Origin of the sequence: Afipia sp. GAS231, from assembly GCF_900103365.1 — a bacterium.
Classification (GTDB): Bacteria; Pseudomonadota; Alphaproteobacteria; order Rhizobiales; family Xanthobacteraceae; genus Bradyrhizobium.
Map to the genome: position 1 here is coordinate 6,011,324 of NZ_LT629703.1, position 17,341 is coordinate 6,028,664.

Genomic DNA, 17,341 nt, shown 5'->3' on the forward strand with positions numbered 1-17,341 from the left:
GACTTGCCATGACCCACACCACCCGACGCGAGCTGATGGCGCTGATATCTGGCGCGCTCGCAGGATCAGCCCTCGGCGGCAACGCCTTCGCGCAAGCCACGCCGAAGAAGGGCGGCATTCTGCGGATCTCGGCGCCGGCCAATCCGTCGAGCCTTGACCCGGCCACCGGCGGCGCCGGCTCCGACCACGCCTTCCTGTTCACGATGTACGACACGCTGACCGAATGGGATTTCGAGACGCTGAAGCCCAAGCCCGGCCTTGCCGAGAGCTGGAAGTTCACCGATCCGACGACGCTGGTGCTCAACATCCGCGCCGGCGTCACCTTCCACGACGGCACGCCGCTCGATGCCGAGGCGGTCAAGTTCAACCTCGAACGCAACAAGAGCGATGCGAAATCCAACATCAAGGCCGATCTGGCCTCGATGGCTTCTGCCGAAGCGAGCGGCCCGATGCAGGTCACCGTGAAGCTGAGCACACCGGATGCGGCGTTGCCCGGTATTCTCTCCGACCGGGCCGGCATGATGGTGTCGCCGACGGCGGTGAAGGCGGCTTCCGCCGGCAGCCTCAATCGCACGCCGGTCGGCGCCGGCGCCTACGCCTTCGTGAGCTGGGCCGACGGCGAAAAGATCGTCGTCAAGCGCAACGAGAAATACTGGAAGCCGAATCGTCCTTACCCTGATGGCATCGAGTTCTCGATCATTCCGGAACTGACCACCGGCGCGCGCTCGGTCACCGCCGGCCAGAACGACCTGATCTACCAGTTGCCGCCGCGCCAGAAGGCGATCATGGACCGCGTGCCCTCGGTCAAGGTCTTCAATGGCCCGACGCTCTACGTGTTCCAGATCTTCCTGAACTGGGCAAAACCACCGTTCGACAACATCAAGGTGCGGCAGGCGTTCAATTTCGCCGTCGATCGCGAAGCCTTCGTCAAGGCAGCACTCGCCGGTCTTGCCGAGCCCGCTTACATGAACCTGCCGAAGTCGCATTGGGCCTACGACAAGTCGGTCGCGGCACTCTACCCCTATGATCCCGACAAGGCGAAGAAGCTGCTCGCCGAGGCCGGCTTCAAGGAAGGCACCGTGATCGAGATCGGCGGCTACACCGATCAGGATTCGGTGCAGCGCGAGGAAATCCTGATCGAGATGTTCCGCAAGGCGGGGATGAACGTCAAATTCGTCAACGCGCCGATCGCGGAGGCGTCCGCCTCGTTCTTCGGCCCCGAGAAGCGCAACTCGGGCCTGCTCGCGGCCTGGACCGGCCGTCCCGACCCCAGCCTGACCTACTCGCTGATGTTCACCAAGGACGCCTATTACAATGGCGGCCGGGCACCGGTGCCGCCGGAGCTCGAAGCTGCGATCAAGGAATCGCGGGCGTCGGAAGACATCGAGACCCGTGCCAAGGCGTTCGCCACCGTTCAGCGGCTGGTGATGGAAAATGCCTACGTGCTGCCGCTCGCGTTCCAGTTCGAACTGGTGGCGATGAACAAGAAGGTGCAGGGCTACAGGCCCAACCTTCTGGGCAAGCCGAAATACGACGACGTCTGGCTGGAGAGCTAGTTGATGGCGCGACGAAGTCCGGCACGGGTGATCGGCGGCCGCCTGCTGCAGGCGTTGCCGGTCATCCTGCTCGCGACCTTCATGGTGTTCGCGCTGCTCAAGCTGGTGCCCGGCGATATCGCGGTGACGCTGGCCGGCGACAACGCCACCGATACCCGCATTGCCGAGATCAGAAATCTTTACGGCCTCGACCGCCCGTTCCTGGTGCAGTACGGCGCCTGGCTCGGCCATGTCGTGCAGGGCGATCTCTCGCAATCGCTGCTGACCGGCGAGAAGGTCGCGACCTCGATCGGCCGCGCCTTTCCCAACACCCTCTTGATCGTGGCGATCGCGCTGGTGCTGGCGCTGGTCACGGGCATTCCGATGGGCGTGATCGCCGCGATCAAGCCGAACGGCTGGGTCGACAAGACGGTCAGCCTGATCGCATCGCTTGGCGTCGCCATTCCCGGCTTCTGGCTGGCGATGATCCTGGTCGCCGAGATTTCGCTGAAACTGAACTGGCTGCCGGCGACCGGCGCCAAATCGTTCAGCGTGTCGCCGGTCGATGCCATCCGCCACGCGCTGCTGCCCGGGATCGCGATTGCCGCCTATGGCATGGCCGAAGTGGCGCGGCAGTTGCGCGGCTCGCTGCTGGAAGTGCTGTCGTCGCAATATGTCCGCACCCTGCACGCCAAGGGCCTGTCGATGTCGCGCATTCTCTGGCAGCACGGGTTGAAAAATGTCAGCGTCAACCTGTTCACCATCATCAGCCTCTTGGTCAACCGCATGCTGGCGGCGACCGTGGTGATCGAGGCGGTGTTCGCCATTCCCGGTCTCGGCAGCCTGATCGTGCGCGGCGCCATCCAGCGCGACTTCCCGATCGTGCAGGGCGTGGTGTTCGCGATGGTGATCGTGGTCATCGCGGTCAACCTGATTGCCGATCTCCTATGCGCTGCCGTCGATCCGAGGATCGAGCAATGACGGACGCAACCCTCGTGACGCGCAAGCTGCATGCCGAGCCGGGGAGGCTGAAGCGCCTGTTGCGCTGGCTGGCCGGCGATCTGCGCGCGGCGCTGGCTATTCTTGTGCTGCTGATATTGGTAATCGTCGCCGTCGGCGCGCCCTGGATCGCGCCCTATGCGCCGACCGCGCAGGATGTCAACAACATGCTGGCGCCGCCCGGGCCGCAACACCTGCTCGGTACCGACGATCTCGGCCGCGACATCTTCAGCCGCCTGATCTACGGCGCCCCGGCGACGGTCTACGCCAGCCTGCTCGCGGTCGGCGTTGCGGTTGCCATCGGCCTGCCGGTGGGCTTAGCCGCTGGCTTCTTCGGCGGCTGGACCGACGACGTCATCAGCCGGATCATCGACACGTTTCTGTCGTTCCCGGCCATCGTGCTGGCGATCGCCGTCACCGGCGCGCTCGGCATCGGGCTGACCAACGGCATGATCGCGGTCGGCATCGTGATGTTTCCGGCGCTGGCCCGGATCGTTCGCGCCCGGACCCTGATCGTGCGACAGGAGCTCTATGTCGACGCCTCCAGGTGTTTCGGTGCGCCGGCCTGGCATATCCTGTGGAAGCACGTGCTGCCGAACGCGCTGCAGCCCGTCATCGTCCAGGTCACGTTGCTGCTGGCGGCGGCCCTGCTGGCGGAGGCCAGCCTCTCTTTCCTCGGCCTTGGCATCCAGCCCCCGAACCCGAGCTGGGGCGCCATGCTGGCCCGCGCCTACCAGTATATGGAGATCGCGCCCGAGCAAATGTACGCGCCGGGGCTTGCCATTCTGGTAGTGTCGTTGGCATTCAATGCGCTGGGCGAATCCCTGCGTATCGTGCTCGATCCGACCATGCGGGATCGCTAACGCCATTTGAGAGCCCAAACGGAAGCATTCATGTCCTTTCAGAAATTGCTGATCGCCAACCGCGGCGAGATCGCCATTCGCATCGCGCGGGCCGCGAGTGAAACCGGCTTGGAGTCGGTTGCGATCTATCCGGCCGACGACGCGCTGTCGCTGCATGTCCGCACCGCCGATGAGCCCCACGAAATCCCGGGGCGGGGCGCGCGGGCCTATCTCGACATCGAGGCGGTGGTGGCGGCGGCGAAGGCCACCGGCTGCGATGCGCTGCATCCCGGTTACGGCTTCCTCAGCGAGAACTCCGCGCTGGCGCGGCGCTGCGCCGAGGAAGGCATCGTCTTCATCGGCCCGTCGCCCGAGGCGCTCGATCTGTTCGGCGACAAGGGACAGGCCAAGGCGCTGGCGAAGCAGTGCCGCGTGCCGATCATCGAGGGCACTGAGGGCGCGACCAGCCTCGACGACGTCAAGGCGTTTTTTAACTCGCTGGGCGAGGGCGCCGCCGTCATGATCAAGGCCATCGCCGGCGGCGGCGGCCGCGGCATGCGCATCGTCGATGACGCGTCGAAGCTGGAAGAGGCCTATGCGCGCTGCCAGTCCGAGGCCAAGGCCGCCTTCGGCAGCGATGGCGTCTATGTCGAGCGTCTGATTCGCAATGCCCGCCACATCGAAGTGCAGATCATCTGCGACCACCACGGCGCGATCAGCCATCTCTGGGAGCGCGAATGCACGATCCAGCGCCGCAACCAGAAACTGATCGAGGTGGCGCCGAGCCCGTCGCTGAGTGAGAGCCTGCGTACACGTATCATCGATGCCGCCAAGGAGCTGGCGGCCGCCGCGAACTACCGCAATCTCGGCACCTTCGAATTCCTGGTCGATAACGAGGCCCAAGGAAAAGATAGAGGCGACGACAAGGCGTTCGCTTTCATCGAGGCCAATCCGCGGCTGCAGGTCGAGCATACCGTGACCGAGGCGGTGCTCGGCATCGACCTGGTGCAAGCGCAGCTTGCGGTGGCTGATGGAGCCACGCTGGGCTCACTCGGTCTGGCACAGGCCTATATCCCGAAGCCGCGCGGCTACGCGATGCAGCTCCGCGTCAACATGGAGGTGATGGACGAGACCGGCGCCACCAAGCCGACCGGCGGCACGCTGTCGATGTTCGACCTGCCGTCCGGCCCCGGCGTCCGCGTCGATACGTTCGGCTACTCCGGCTATAAGACCAGCGCCGCCTTCGACTCGCTGCTGGCGAAAGTGATCGTGCATGCGCCGGGCGGGAAATGGCCCGACGTGGTGCAAAAGGCGCAGCGTTCGCTGCGCGAATTCCGGATCGGTGGCGTCGCCACCAATATTCCGTTCCTGGCCGCAATCCTGGCGCATCCGGATTTTGCCGCCAACCATGTCAGCACCGGCTTCATCGATGGGCATGCGGCCGAGCTGGTAGCTGCGGCAAAGGAGACTACGGCGGAGACATTGCTCGCCGATGCCGGAAGCGCTGCGGAGAACGGCGCGCCCGTCACCGAAATCCCGGCGACCGGCCCGGCTGGTTCCGTTCCAGTCCCGGCGCCGCTGCAAGGGACCATCGTTGCAATCGAGGTGCGGGAAGGCGACCTGGTGCGCCCCGGCCAGCAGATCGCCGTGCTCGAATCCATGAAGATGGAGCATCTGGTGACGGCGCCACATGGCGGCAAGGTGACGAAGGTGATTGCCGGCGTCGGCGTCACCCTGATGCAGGACGAGGCCATTCTCTATCTCGAACCCGCCGAGATCGATGCCCATGACGTGATCGAGGAAGAGACCGTCGATCTCGATCACATCCGCCCTGATCTGGCCGAAATGATCGCGCGTCACGCCATCACGCTCGACGAGAACCGCCCGGCCTCGGTCGAGCGCCGCCGCAAGACCAACCAGCGCACCGCGCGCGAGAACGTCGCGCAACTGGTCGATGAAGGCTCGTTCGTCGAATACGGCTCGCTGGCGATCGCCGCCCAGCGCCGCCGCCGCAAGGTCGACGATCTCATCATGAACACGCCGGCCGACGGCCTGATCTCCGGCGTCGCCACCGTCAACGCCGAAAAATTCGGCCCTGAAGCCGCGCGCTGCATGGTGATCTCCTACGACTACACCGTACTGGCCGGCACCCAGGGCCACATGAACCACAAGAAGATCGACCGCATGCTGAGCCTCACCGAGCAGTGGAAGCTGCCGCTGGTGTTCTATGCCGAAGGCGGCGGCGGCCGTCCCGGCGATACCGACCGGCTCGGCCTGACCGGCCTCGACGGGCCGTCGTTCGTGCAGTTCGCCAGATTGTCAGGGCTGGTGCCCGTCGTCGGTGTCGTGTCCGGCTATTGCTTCGCCGGCAACGCCGCGATGCTCGGTTGCTGTGACGTCATCATAGCCACGAAAAACGCGTCGATCGGCATGGGCGGCCCGGCGATGATCGAGGGCGGCGGCCTTGGCGTCTATCATCCGGCCGAAGTCGGCCCGGTGTCGTTCCAGTCGCCGAACGGCGTGATCGATATTCTGGTCGAGGACGAGGAGGAGGCGACTTCGGTCGCGCAAAAATACCTGTCGTATTTCCAGGGCGCGGTGAAGGACTGGAAAGCGCCGGACCAGCGGCTGTTGCGTCGGGCGATCCCTGAAAACCGGCTGCGGGTCTATGATATCAGGAACGTGATCGATGGGCTCGCCGATGAAGGCTCGGTGCTGGAAATCCGCAGGGATTTCGGCGTCGGCATGATCACGGCTTTCATCCGTATCGAAGGCAAGCCGTTCGGCTTGATTGCCAACAACCCGAAACATCTCGGCGGCGCGATCGATGCCGCCGCGGGCGACAAGGCCGGGCGCTTCCTGCAGCTCTGCGACGCCTTTGATATTCCGATCGTGTCGCTGTGCGATACGCCGGGCTTCATGGTCGGTCCCGAAGCGGAAAAGACCGCGATCGTGCGCCACGTCGCGCGCATGTTCGTCACCGGCGCCAGCATTACCGTGCCGCTGTTCGGCATCGTGCTCCGGAAGGGTTATGGCTTGGGTGCCCAGGCGATGATCGGCGGCGGCTTCCACGCCTCGTTCTTCACCGTGGCGTGGCCGACCGGCGAGTTCGGCGGCATGGGCCTCGAAGGCTATGTGCGGCTCGGCTTCCGCAAGGAGATGGAAGCGATCGCCGATCCCACTGAGCGCGAGAACTGGTACAAGGCCAAGGTCGCCGAGATGTACGACAGGGGCAAGGCGCTCTCGATCGCCTCGGTGCTGGAGATCGACGAAGTGATCGATCCCGCGGATACAAGGCACTGGATCATGTCCGGCCTGCGCTCGGTACCGAAGCCGGAAGCGCGCACGGAGAAAAAGCGGCCGTGTATCGACGCGTGGTGACTATCCTTACCTCTCCCGCTTGCGGGGGAGGTCGGCGCTCGCATAGCGAGCGACGGGTGGGGGAAGCTCTATCCACACGACGAGCCGTTTCGCGGATGCACCCCCACCCCGACCCTCCCCCGCAAGCCGGAGAGGGGGCGCAGGCACCGAATGCAATCACCCCAATCTCAACTCCGCATACCCCTTCGCCGCGACCTCGTCGCACCTTGCGCGATACGCCGGTGCGCTGCCGCTATAGCGGGCGATGATGCGGGTCTGTTTGCCTTCGACGTTGGAGTTGATGCCGGTCATCCAGGAATTGACCTCGTTGGATAGCAGCCCGACGCCGAGCGCCTTGACGTGATCGGTCCATGACGTCACGCCCTCCGGCGTCGCTTCCAGCAGCGTCAGCTTGCTGGCCTGCGCAAACCGCACCAGCCCGGTGACCCAGTCGACGCTGTATTCGATGCTGCGCGGGATATTGCCGAGTGCGGTGTGCGGCCCCATCAGCATCATCATGTTCGGGAATTCGTGGACCATGATGCCGAGATAGGTCTCCGGGCCTTTCTTCCACTTGTCCTTCAGTCGTGCGCCGTGCAGCCCGCGGAAATCGATCTTGTCGAACGCGCCGGTGAGAGCATCGAAACCGGTGGCATAGATGATGATGTCGAACTCGAACTCTCCAGCGCTGGTCTTGATACCCGCAGCGGTGATGCGCTCGATCGGCGTCTCCGTGATGTCGACGAACTCGACATTGTCGCGGTTGTAGACCTCGTAATAAAACGTCTCCAGCGGCAGCCGGCGCGTGCCAAAGCCATGGTTTTTCGGAATCAGCTTCTCGGCCACCGCCTGATTCTTCACCCGCTGCCGGATCTTGCGCGCGACGAAATCGGAGATCGTCGCGTTGGCCTTGCGGTCGGTCAGGATGTCCTTGAAGTTGCCCTGCCAGATGCCGAAACCGCGTTCGCCATAGAGCTTCTCGTAAAACGCCTCGCGTTCCTCGTCGGTCACCTCGAACGCCCCGCGCGGGTCCGGCGTGTGCAGGAAACAGGCAAAGGTTTCCTGGCAACGCGCGAACATCTCGGGGTAGCCGGCCTTGATCTGCTTCTGGGTCTCGGCGTCGATCTTGCCGTTGTGCAGCGGCGCGCACCAGTTCGGCGTGCGCTGGAACACGGTGAGGTGCCCGACTTGCCCGGCAATGGTCTGGATCGTCTGTACACCGGTGGCGCCGGTGCCGATCACCGCGACGCGCTTGCCGGCGAAATCCACCGGCTCATGCGGCCATCGCGCGGTATGAAACGACTGCCCCTTGAAATCGTCGCGCCCCTCGATGCGCGGCAGCGTCGGCGTCGACAGCGGGCCGATCGCGGTGATCAGGAACCGCGTATCGAAGCTGCTGCCGTCCTCGAGCGTAACGGTCCAGCTCCGCGAATCCTCATTAAAGGTCGCAGCAGTAACCCGGCTCTTGAACTGGATGTCGCGGCGCAGGTCGAACTTGTCGGCGACGTGGTTGAGATAGCGCAGCGTTTCCGGCTGGCCGGCGAAATGCTCGGACCAGTCCCATTCCTCCAGCAGTTCCTTGGAAAACGAATAGCCGTAGGAATAGCTTTCCGAATCGAAGCGCGCCCCGGGATAGCGGTTCCAGTACCAGGTGCCGCCGACATTGGTGCCGGCCTCGAACACCCGCACGCGCAGGCCCAGTTCGCGCAGCCGGTAGAGCTGATACATGCCCGACATGCCCGCGCCGATGATGATGGCGTCGAAATCCGGAATTGGCGTCACTCCCGAGATTATGGTTGGCGCCAAAACTATCCGGTCTCACGCCCGTGGACAAACCCCGCCTCTGCGCGTGGCAGGGTTGCAGGTTTGCCGCCGGTCGGTCCAAGCCGGCTTTACTCAAGCCCGCATCTGCCCCTATCGTCGGGATCGGGATCGCCCGCCAAGCGGCGACTGAACAAGGGGAGGGAAGCGATGGCCCAGGCGCAGCAGCGCAAGCTGAGCTCGATCGACGTCAGCGACCCCCGGCTTTATCAGGACGACACCTGGCACGAGCTATTCGCACAACTGCGCCGTGACGATCCCGTGCATTATTGCGAGGCTTCGCCTTTTGGGCCGTATTGGTCGGTGACGCGATACGACGACATTTTTGCGGTCGAACTCGACCATGCGAATTATTCGTCGAGTTCCGAGCTTGGCGGCATCCAGATCACGGACCAGCCGAAAGGGCGGGAGATTCCGAACTTCCTCCGGATGGACCCGCCCGGCCACACCGCGCATCGGCGCACGGTAGCCCCGATCGTGGCGCCTTCTCATCTCGCCAATTTCGAGCCGCTGATCCGCAAGCGGACATCAGACGTGCTGGACGCACTGCCGCGCAACCAGACCTTCGACTGGGCCGAGCGCGTCTCGACCGACCTGACCAACATGATGCTGGCGACCCTGTTCGATTTTCCCTGGGAAGATCGCATGAAGCTGACCTGGTGGTCGGATGTCGCGATCGCCAATGTGAATTCGCCCGAGGCCGTGGTGCATTCCGACGACGAGCGGTTGGCCGAACTGACCAAGATGGCGGACTATTTCCGCAAATTGTGGGATTCGCGTGCGGCAGCGCCGCCGGCGTTCGATCTGATCTCGATGCTGTCGCATTCCGAAGCAACACGAAACCTGCAGGCGCGCGAATTCATCGGCACCATCGCGCTCCTGATCGTCGGCGGCAACGACACCACCCGCAATTCCATGACCGGCGGGCTGATGGCGCTGGTGGAAAACCCTGATCAATTCGAGCTGCTGCGCGGGCGGCGCGAACTGGTGCCGAGCCTCGTCTCCGAGATCATCCGCTACTACACGCCGGTGCTGCACATGCGCCGCACCGCGCGCGCCGACGTCGAACTCGCCGGCCGCAGCATCGCCAAAGGCGACAAGGTGGTGATGTGGTACATCTCCGGCAACCGCGACGAAGGCAAGATCGACCGGGCGGACCAGTTCATCATCGACCGCGCCAAACCGCGCCAGCATCTCGCCTTCGGCGCCGGCATCCACCGCTGTGTCGGCGACCGCCTCGCCGAACAGCAGATCCGCATCCTCTGGGAGGAAATTTTGGCGCGCGAATTGCGTTTCGAGATCATGGGTCCGCCGCAACGGCTGTATTCGAATTTCATCCGCGGGATAAGGTCGTTGCCGGTGAGGATTGTGAGCTGAAACATCCGCCGTCATTGCGAGGAGCGAAGCGACGAAGCAATCCAGTCTTTGCCGCGAAAAGGAAGACTGGATTGCTTCGCTACGCTCGCAATGACGGTGGCTAGACGGAAGCTCTGATGAAGCAGCCCTGCGTATATATGATGACGAACAAGCGGAATGGAACGATCTACGTGGGTGTCACCTCCGATTTGCCAAAACGGGCTTTCGAGCATCGAGAGGGGGTAGTGAAAGGCTTTTCGAAAAAGTACGGTTGCAAGATGCTGGTTTGGTATGAGTTGCATGAAACAATGGTTGACGCGATCACACGAGAAAAGCAGATCAAGGCTGGCAGTCGCGCAAGGAAACTGGAACTGATTGAGGCTATGAATCCCGAGTGGAATGACCTCTATGAGAATCTCATTTGAGCCAGCCCGAGACCTATCCCCGTCATTGCGAGCGAAGCGAAGCAATCCAGCCTTGCCGCAACGAAGAAAGAACTGGATTGCTTCGTCGCTGCGCTCCTCGCAATGACGGAAGTAAGATCTAAGGGACAAGAATGAAGCACGAACCCGTTGACGTCCTGATCATTGGTGCCGGCGCATCCGGCGCCGCGGTGGCGTGGAGTCTGGCCGATACCAAGATGCACATCCTTTGTCTCGACCAGGGCGACTGGATGAAGTCGTCGGAATATCCGAGCACGGGGCGCGACTGGGAGGCGAAGTTCTACGGCGAATGGTCGACCAGCCCTAACATCCGCGCGCGGCCCGAGGACTATCCGATCAACGACGACAACTCGCCGATCAAGGTCGTCAACTTCAACGGCGTCGGCGGTTCGACAGTCATGTACACCGCGCACTGGCCACGGCTGCACCCCTCGGATTTCAAGGTCAAGACGCTCGACGGCGTCGCTGACGACTGGCCGATCGATTACGATGCACTCGCCCCGTTCTTCGAGGAGAACGACCGGATGATGGGCGTATCGGGGCTATCAGGCGATCCGCTTTCGCCGCTGACGCACCCACCGATGCCGCCGCAGCCGCTCGGGCTCTCCGGTCCGGTGATCGGCAAGGCCATGAACAAACTCGGCTGGCACTGGTGGCCGTCGGATACGACGGTCGCGACGATGGACTACGAAGGTCGCGCCCGCTGCATTAATCTCGGCCATTGCACGCCGGCCTGCGCGCAAGGCGCCAAAGCCTCGACCGACATCACCTATTGGCCGGCGGCGTTGCGCGCCGGGGTCGAACTGCGCACGCATTGCCGGGTGCGCGAGATCACGACCAACGAGGACGGCATGGCCTCCGGCGTGATCTATTACGACAAGGACGGCGTCGAACAGTTTCAGCCGGCCGAGGTCGTCATCATCGCCTGCAATGGCGTCGGTACACCGCGGCTGCTGCTGAATTCGAAGTCAGAGCGTTTCCCGAATGGGCTTGCCAATTCGTCCGGCCTGGTCGGCAAGAACCTGATGTTCCATCCCTATGCGCAGACCTACGGCTTCGTGCAGGAGCCGACCGACAGCAACCGCGCGCCGCCGACCTGTCTCTGGAGCAAGGAGTTCTACGACACCGATCTGTCGCGCGGCTTCGTCCGTGGCTACGGCATCCAGTTCGGCCGCGGCGCAGGACCGGTATTCGAGGCCGTCGCGAGCGAGCAGAAGGGCATTTTGCCGTGGGGCGCGGATCATCACCGCGTTTTCCGCCGGCTCAACGGCCATCGCATCGGCGTCTCCGCCATCTGCGAGGATTTGCCCGAGGAGCACAACCGGGTCACGCTCGATCCGGTGCTCAGGGATAGCCACGGCATTCCGGCGCCGAAGATCGATTACACGATCAGCGAGAACAGCCGGAAGATGATGGAGCATGGCCTGGCGCGCGGCCGCGAGATTCTCGAAGCCGCCGGTGCTACCGACATCTGCATCAACAACCCGATCCCCTGGGGCGGCTGGCATCTGCTCGGCACCGCGCGCATGGGTACCGACCCGGCGCGCTCGGTGGTGAACGAATGGGGCCGCTCGCACGACGTGAAAAATCTGTTCATCGTCGACGGCAGCGTGTTTGTCACCTCGGGCGGCGTCAACCCGACCTCCACCATTCAAGCCGTTGCGCTCTACATCGCCGACCAGATGAAGCAGCGCCTCGCCAATTTGTTCGATTGAGGAAATGATGTCCGAACCAGCTTTGACCCAGCGCCAGCGGGACGACCTCCGAACCGTTGCCGGCATGATCATTCCCGCGAGCGACGAGTTCAAGGTGCCCGGTGCCGACGATGCGGTAATTCAGGCCGACATCCTCAGCACGCTCGGCCGCGATACGTCTCTGGTCATTGCGGCGCTCGATCATCTCGCGGACCTCGCAGGCAAGCCGCTCGCTGAACTCGATCAGGCGCAACAGGACAAGATTGCCAGCGAATTCCGCACCACCGGCGGCGGGGCCGCCGCGACGCTCGTCCGCGTCGTGCTGCAATGTTACTACCGCGACGACCGGGTGTTGCGTTCGCTCGGACTGGAGCTGCGCGCGCCGTTTCCGCAGGGTTATACGCTGGAGCAGGGCGATTGGTCGCTGCTCGATCCGGTCAAGGCCCGGCCGCCAAGCTTGCGTCGGGCGCAATAGGGGGCGGGGCAGCCTTGCGCCCGGCGCGGAGGCTCTTGCGGCGGCGGAATTCGGCCACCATCTGAGGTGACCGAAGGAATTCGCCATGCTGGATGTTACCTCAGATATTGCCGGTGACGGGCTATCGCCGGACGCGACCGAGCCCACGCCTGCGAACGACCAGGCGTTGCTGGATGCCTATTCCAACGCCGTGATCGGCGTGACCGAGCGCGTCGGACCGGCCGTGGTCCGTGTCGAAACCGGCCCTAAAGTGCGTACCGCCCGCGAGCGCGGCGGGCTCGGTTCCGGGATCGTGATTTCGCCGGACGGGCTGGTGCTGACCAACAGCCACGTGGTCGGCACATCCAAGGAGATCAGGCTGCGCGACACCGAGGGCTTTGTCACCGATGCCCACGTGCTCGGCCAGGATCCCGACACCGACCTGGCCTTGTTGCGGGCCGACGGCGCGCGTGATCTGCCCTATGCCTCGCTCGGCAATTCCAAGAGCCTGCGCCGCGGCCAGCTCGTGGTCGCGATCGGCAATCCCTTAGGCTTTGAATCGACGGTGACCGCCGGCGTGGTGTCGGCGCTCGGCCGCTCGATCCGCTCGGTGAGCGGGCGCACCATCGAAGACGTGATCCAGACCGACGCCGCGCTCAACCCCGGCAATTCGGGCGGGCCGCTGGTGTCGTCATCGTCGGAGGTGATCGGCATCAATACCGCGATCATCAACGGCGCGCAGGGCATCTGCTTTGCGGTGGCCAGCAACACCGCGCAGTTCGTGCTGTCGGAGATCATCCGCCACGGCTATGTCCGGCGCGCCTATATCGGCGTCGCCGGCCAGACCGCGCCGGTCCCGCGGCGGCATGCGGTGGTCGCCGGCGTCGACAACGCGATGGGTGCGCTGCTGGCGCAGATCGAGCCGGACAGTCCGGCGGCGAAGGCGGGTCTGTTGCCGGGCGATGTCGTGATCAAGCTCGACGGCGTCGAGATCAATGGCGTCGACGATTTGATCCGCGTACTCGACCGCGACCGCATCAGCCGCACGCTCGCGATGGACGTGCTGCGCATGGGCCGCCTGCGCGCGATCGACATTCACCCGATCGAACGCAAGAAGGCGGCAAGGCAGTAATGCTAGACCCTCATGTTGAGGAGCCGCGAAGCAGCGTCTCGAACCATGAGGGCCCGTATGCGGCCGTCCTTCGAGACGCAGGCTTCGCCTGCTCCTCAGGATGAGGAGAAGCGGAGATGCTTTCGGGGAAGCCGTCATTGCGAGCGAAGCGAAGCAATCCAGTCTTTCTTTTTCGGTAAGACTGGATTGCTTCGTCGCTACGCTCCTCGCAATGACGGCGGAGAGACCGATATTTACCGCAACGCCGCCAGTAATTCGTCGGGCGCTTCGACCATCATCATGTGGCCGGCGCCCGGCAGCACCACGGTGCGTGCGTTGGGCGTCGCCGCGGCGAGAGTCTTGCCGGCCTTGGCCGGTGTCATCATGTCGCGTTCGCCGAGAACGAACGTGGCGGGCACCTTGACCTGCGCGGCCGCAGCCAGCGCGCCCTGATAGGCATTGCAGGCGTTGAGATCGCTATACAGCACGCCCGGACGCGACTGCTGCAACACGCGCTGCGCGCCCTGATGCATCCACAGGCCCGGCGCGAGACTGCCGCCGAGTTCAGCCGCGAAGCCGAGGCCCCAGATCGAGACCATGTCGTAGGCGTCAGCGCTGTTGGCCTCGGCGGCCTTGAGCAGATCGGGGCCGACCGTCATCGTCGCGGCGGTGCCGATCAGGCCGAGACCCGAGACCTTGTCCGGATGCCGCGCCGAGCTCTCGAGCGCGATCAGCGAGCCCATGGAGTGGCCGATCAGCTTGGCCTTCGGCGCGCCGGCAGCGTCGAGCAAAGCCGCGGTCCAGTCGGCCATGTCGGCGATGGTCGGCAGCGCCGCACCGGACGAACGGCCATGCGCCGGCAAGTCCGGCGCCAGCACGGAAAAACCGTGATGGGCGAACCAGCGGCTGTGCAGCGCCCAGGTCGAATGATCGAAGCCGGCGCCGTGCAGCATCACGACGGCAGGCAACGCCGGATCGAACGGACGGCCGCCGGTGGCAACGAACGTATCAATTCCATTCACGGAAAGCTGCATGGCTCACACCTTCTGCGACGCGCGGAGCGCCTGGCCGAGATCGTCGATGATGTCGGACACCGTCTCAATGCCGACCGACAGCCGCACCAGTTCCTCGCCGATGCCGGAGGCCTTGAGCTGTGCGGCGTCCATCTGCTGATGCGTGGTGCTGGCGGGGTGAATCACCAGCGTCTTGGCGTCGCCGACATTGGCGAGATGGCTGATCATCCGCAGCGTCTCGATGAACTTCTTGCCGGCAGGCCGGCCGCCCTTGATGCCGAAAGAGACGATCGATCCGGCGCCGCGCGGCAGCAGCCGCTTCGCCAGCTCGTGATCGGGATGGCTCTCCAGTGCGGGATGCAGCACCCACTCCACCGCCTTGTTGGCGGTGAGGAATTCGAGCACCGTGAGCGTATTGGTCATATGGCGCTCCATTCGCACGCCGAGCGTCTCGACGCCCTGCAGCAACTGGAACGCATTGGTCGGCGAAAGACACGCGCCGAAATCGCGCAACCCTTCGGTGCGGGCGCGCATAATGAAGGCGGCCTGGCCGAATTGCTCGTCGAAGACGATACCGTGATAGCCGGCATAGGGCTCGGTCAGAACCGGGAATTTGCCTGACGCGTGCCAGTCGAACCGGCCGCCGTCGACGATGACGCCGCCGATCGCGATACCGTGGCCGCCGATCCATTTGGTCGCGGAGTTCATCACGATGTCGGCGCCGAGCTCGATCGGGCGGCTGAGAAACGGCGTCGCAAAGGTGTTGTCGATCAACAACGGAATTTTGGCGTCATGCGCGATCTGCGCCACCGCCGGAATATCCAGCACTTCCAGCCCGGGATTGCCGATGGTCTCGCCGATCAGCAGCCGCGTATTCGGCTTGATCGCGGCGCGGAATTCGTCGAGCGCGCGGGGCTTGACGAAGGTCGTGGTGATGCCGAAGCGCGGTAGCGTGTGCGCCAACAGGTTGATGGTGCCGCCATAGAGCGAGGAGGAGGCGACGATGTGGTCTCCGGCGTTGAGGAGCGTCGCGATCGCCAGATGCAGCGCGGCCATGCCGCTCGCGGTGCAGACCGCGCCGACGCCAGCTTCCAGTGCGGCCAGCCGCTCTTCGAGCACCGCGGTCGTCGGGTTTGAGATGCGCGTATAAATGTGCCCGGCGCGTTCGAGGTTGAACAGCGCGGCGGCGTGATCGGAATCCTGAAACACATAGGATGTGGTCTGGTAGATCGGAACCGCGCGGGCGCCGGTTGCGGGATCCGGGCGCTGGCCGGCATGCAGGCTCAGCGTTTCAAAGGCAGGCGGCTTGGGTGCGGGCATGCGGAACTCGTTAGCTCGATGGGTCTTGAATGGAGTTGCGGCGGTTCAGACGTGCACGGCGGTGCGGACGCGGCCGGCATTGCCGAACACGCGCAAGTATCGCTCGACCTCGGAAGCCGATCCGGTGGCCTTCTCGGGATTGTCCGACAGCTTGACCGCCGGCCTTCCGTCGACCGACGTCACCTTGCAGACCAGCGAGATCGGATCGAGATCGGCCGACCCATCCGGCGCGCAGCCGACGAAATCATTGGTGAGGTTGGTGCCCCAACCGAACGAGATACGAACGCGGCCGTCGAAATGGCGATAGGTCTCCTCGATTGAACCGACATCCATGCCGTCGGAGAACACCAAAAGCTTCTCGCGGGGATCGCGGCCCTTCTGCTTCCACCACTTGATGATCTCTTCACCGGCCGTGATCGGCGGCGCGCTGTCGGGACGAAAGCCGGTCCAGTCGGCGACCCAGTCGGGGGCGTCGCGCAGGAACGGCTTGGTGCCGAAGGCGTCGGGCAAAGCGATCAGCAAATTGCCGCCATAGGTGTGGCGCCATTGATCGAGGATGCGATACGGCGCCCAGCGCAATTCGGTATCGTCGTTGGCAAGCGCCGCTGCGACCATCGGCAATTCATGCGCGTTGGTGCCGATCGCTTCGAGATCGTTGTCCATCGCCAGCAGCACGTTCGAGGTGCCGGTGAAGGAGGAACCGAGACCTTCCTTGACGGCCTCGACGCACCAGCGCTGCCACAGAAAACCGTGGCGGCGGCGGGTGCCGAAGTCGGACAGCCGCAGGCCGTCCAGCTTGCGCAACCGCTCGACCTTGGACCACAGCTTGGCCTTGGCGCGGGCGTAGAGCACGTCGAGCACGAAGCGGCCTTGACCCTTGGTGGAATGCCGCGAACGCAATTCGTTCATGATCGCGAGCGCCGGGATTTCCCACATTGTGGTGTGGGTCCACGGCCCGTGGAAATGCAATTCGTACTGGCCGTCCACCTTGCGCAGCTCGTATTCGGGCAGGCGGAAATTGGCGAGCCAGTTGATGAAGTCAGGCGAGAACATCTGGGTCTTGCCGTAGAACGTATTACCGGCAAGCCAGATCAGTTCCTTCTTGGAAAAACGGATGGTGCGGGCGTGGTCAAGCTGGGCGCGCAGCTCGCCCTCGTCGATCACCTCGGCGAGCCGCACGTGCTTGCTGCGGTTGATGACCGAGAAGGTCACCTGCTGCTCCGGGTAGAACTCCCGGATCATCTGCTGCATCAGCAGCTTGTAAAAATCGGTGTCGAGCAGGCTGCGCACGATCGGATCGAGCCGCCAGCCATGGTTGTAGGTCCGGGATGCGATATCGGTAACTGCCATGAGGGAACTCTATCGTGCCGGAGGCCGCCCAACCAGTGGGTTT

13 protein-coding genes are annotated in these 17,341 nt (G+C 64.0%); 9 read left to right on the plus strand and 4 right to left on the minus strand.

Going from position 1 to position 17,341, the window contains the following annotated elements; translation table 11 throughout:
* The first annotated feature begins 8 nt into the window (after positions 1-8).
* From BLS26_RS28455 to BLS26_RS28470, 4 genes are read left to right on the plus strand one after another with little or no spacing between them, the layout of a single operon-like run.
* The gene (locus tag BLS26_RS28455) at positions 9-1,556 is read left to right on the plus strand and encodes an ABC transporter substrate-binding protein (protein ID WP_092515829.1); all 1,548 of its coding nucleotides are present in this window, start codon (positions 9-11) and stop codon (positions 1,554-1,556) included.
* A gap of 3 nt (positions 1,557-1,559) precedes the next feature.
* On the plus strand, positions 1,560-2,516 hold the full coding sequence (locus tag BLS26_RS28460; protein ID WP_092518724.1) for an ABC transporter permease: 957 nt from the start codon (positions 1,560-1,562) through the stop codon (positions 2,514-2,516).
* Positions 2,513-3,397, plus strand: a complete 885-nt coding sequence (locus BLS26_RS28465) for an ABC transporter permease (protein ID WP_092515830.1) — start codon at positions 2,513-2,515, stop codon at positions 3,395-3,397. The genes BLS26_RS28460 and BLS26_RS28465 overlap by 4 nt, the downstream gene beginning before the upstream one ends.
* Before the next feature lie 30 nt (positions 3,398-3,427).
* Positions 3,428-6,757 (plus strand): carboxyl transferase domain-containing protein, encoded by a 3,330-nt coding sequence (locus BLS26_RS28470; RefSeq protein ID WP_092515831.1) that lies wholly within the window; start codon positions 3,428-3,430, stop codon positions 6,755-6,757.
* A 156-nt stretch (positions 6,758-6,913) separates the two neighbouring features.
* Here the strand turns inward: BLS26_RS28470 and BLS26_RS28475 are convergent, their stop codons facing one another.
* The gene (locus BLS26_RS28475) at positions 6,914-8,518 is read right to left on the minus strand and encodes an NAD(P)/FAD-dependent oxidoreductase (RefSeq protein ID WP_244541712.1); all 1,605 of its coding nucleotides are present in this window, start codon (positions 8,516-8,518) and stop codon (positions 6,914-6,916) included.
* A 189-nt stretch (positions 8,519-8,707) separates the two neighbouring features.
* Here BLS26_RS28475 and BLS26_RS28480 point away from each other — a divergent pair, with 189 nt between their 5' ends.
* The 5 genes from BLS26_RS28480 (at position 8,708) to BLS26_RS28500 (ending at position 13,636) form a co-directional block, all read left to right on the plus strand.
* A complete protein-coding gene (locus BLS26_RS28480; RefSeq protein WP_092515832.1) occupies positions 8,708-9,934 on the plus strand; it encodes a cytochrome P450 in 1,227 nt (408 codons plus the stop codon).
* Between the two features lie 116 nt (positions 9,935-10,050).
* Positions 10,051-10,338 (plus strand): GIY-YIG nuclease family protein, encoded by a 288-nt coding sequence (locus BLS26_RS28485; protein WP_092515833.1) that lies wholly within the window; start codon positions 10,051-10,053, stop codon positions 10,336-10,338.
* A 131-nt stretch (positions 10,339-10,469) separates the two neighbouring features.
* Positions 10,470-12,071, plus strand: coding sequence for a GMC family oxidoreductase (locus tag BLS26_RS28490; protein WP_092515834.1), 1,602 nt, complete (start codon positions 10,470-10,472; stop codon positions 12,069-12,071).
* Between the two features lie 4 nt (positions 12,072-12,075).
* Complete coding sequence (locus BLS26_RS28495) at positions 12,076-12,525, plus strand: hypothetical protein (RefSeq protein WP_092515835.1); 450 nt, start codon at positions 12,076-12,078, stop codon at positions 12,523-12,525.
* A gap of 85 nt (positions 12,526-12,610) precedes the next feature.
* Complete coding sequence (locus BLS26_RS28500; protein ID WP_092515836.1) at positions 12,611-13,636, plus strand: S1C family serine protease; 1,026 nt, start codon at positions 12,611-12,613, stop codon at positions 13,634-13,636.
* Positions 13,637-13,869: 233 nt separating this feature from the next.
* Here BLS26_RS28500 and BLS26_RS28505 read toward each other — a convergent pair whose 3' ends face one another.
* From BLS26_RS28505 to pncB, 3 genes are read right to left on the minus strand one after another with little or no spacing between them, the layout of a single operon-like run.
* Complete coding sequence (locus BLS26_RS28505; protein ID WP_092515837.1) at positions 13,870-14,649, minus strand: alpha/beta fold hydrolase; 780 nt, start codon at positions 14,647-14,649, stop codon at positions 13,870-13,872.
* Between the two features lie 3 nt (positions 14,650-14,652).
* Positions 14,653-15,948 carry an O-acetylhomoserine aminocarboxypropyltransferase gene (locus tag BLS26_RS28510; protein WP_092515838.1) on the minus strand — a complete coding sequence of 432 codons (1,296 nt, stop codon included), beginning with the start codon at positions 15,946-15,948 and terminating at the stop codon, positions 14,653-14,655.
* A gap of 45 nt (positions 15,949-15,993) precedes the next feature.
* Complete coding sequence (gene pncB, locus BLS26_RS28515; protein ID WP_092515839.1) at positions 15,994-17,298, minus strand: nicotinate phosphoribosyltransferase; 1,305 nt, start codon at positions 17,296-17,298, stop codon at positions 15,994-15,996.
* Positions 17,299-17,341 lie beyond the last annotated feature (43 nt).

Bases quoted from the DNA above. Each gene is read 5' to 3' on its own strand.
- BLS26_RS28455 (WP_092515829.1), top strand. From the start codon at position 9: ATGACCCACACCACCCGACGCGAGCTGATGGCGCTGATATCTGGCGCG.
- BLS26_RS28460 (WP_092518724.1), top strand. From the start codon at position 1,560: ATGGCGCGACGAAGTCCGGCACGGGTGATCGGCGGCCGCCTGCTGCAG.
- BLS26_RS28465 (WP_092515830.1), top strand. From the start codon at position 2,513: ATGACGGACGCAACCCTCGTGACGCGCAAGCTGCATGCCGAGCCGGGG.
- BLS26_RS28470 (WP_092515831.1), top strand. From the start codon at position 3,428: ATGTCCTTTCAGAAATTGCTGATCGCCAACCGCGGCGAGATCGCCATT.
- BLS26_RS28480 (WP_092515832.1), top strand. From the start codon at position 8,708: ATGGCCCAGGCGCAGCAGCGCAAGCTGAGCTCGATCGACGTCAGCGAC.
- BLS26_RS28485 (WP_092515833.1), top strand. From the start codon at position 10,051: ATGAAGCAGCCCTGCGTATATATGATGACGAACAAGCGGAATGGAACG.
- BLS26_RS28490 (WP_092515834.1), top strand. From the start codon at position 10,470: ATGAAGCACGAACCCGTTGACGTCCTGATCATTGGTGCCGGCGCATCC.
- BLS26_RS28495 (WP_092515835.1), top strand. From the start codon at position 12,076: ATGATGTCCGAACCAGCTTTGACCCAGCGCCAGCGGGACGACCTCCGA.
- BLS26_RS28500 (WP_092515836.1), top strand. From the start codon at position 12,611: ATGCTGGATGTTACCTCAGATATTGCCGGTGACGGGCTATCGCCGGAC.
- BLS26_RS28505 (WP_092515837.1), bottom strand. From the start codon at position 14,649: ATGCAGCTTTCCGTGAATGGAATTGATACGTTCGTTGCCACCGGCGGC.
- BLS26_RS28510 (WP_092515838.1), bottom strand. From the start codon at position 15,948: ATGCCCGCACCCAAGCCGCCTGCCTTTGAAACGCTGAGCCTGCATGCC.
- pncB (WP_092515839.1), bottom strand. From the start codon at position 17,298: ATGGCAGTTACCGATATCGCATCCCGGACCTACAACCATGGCTGGCGG.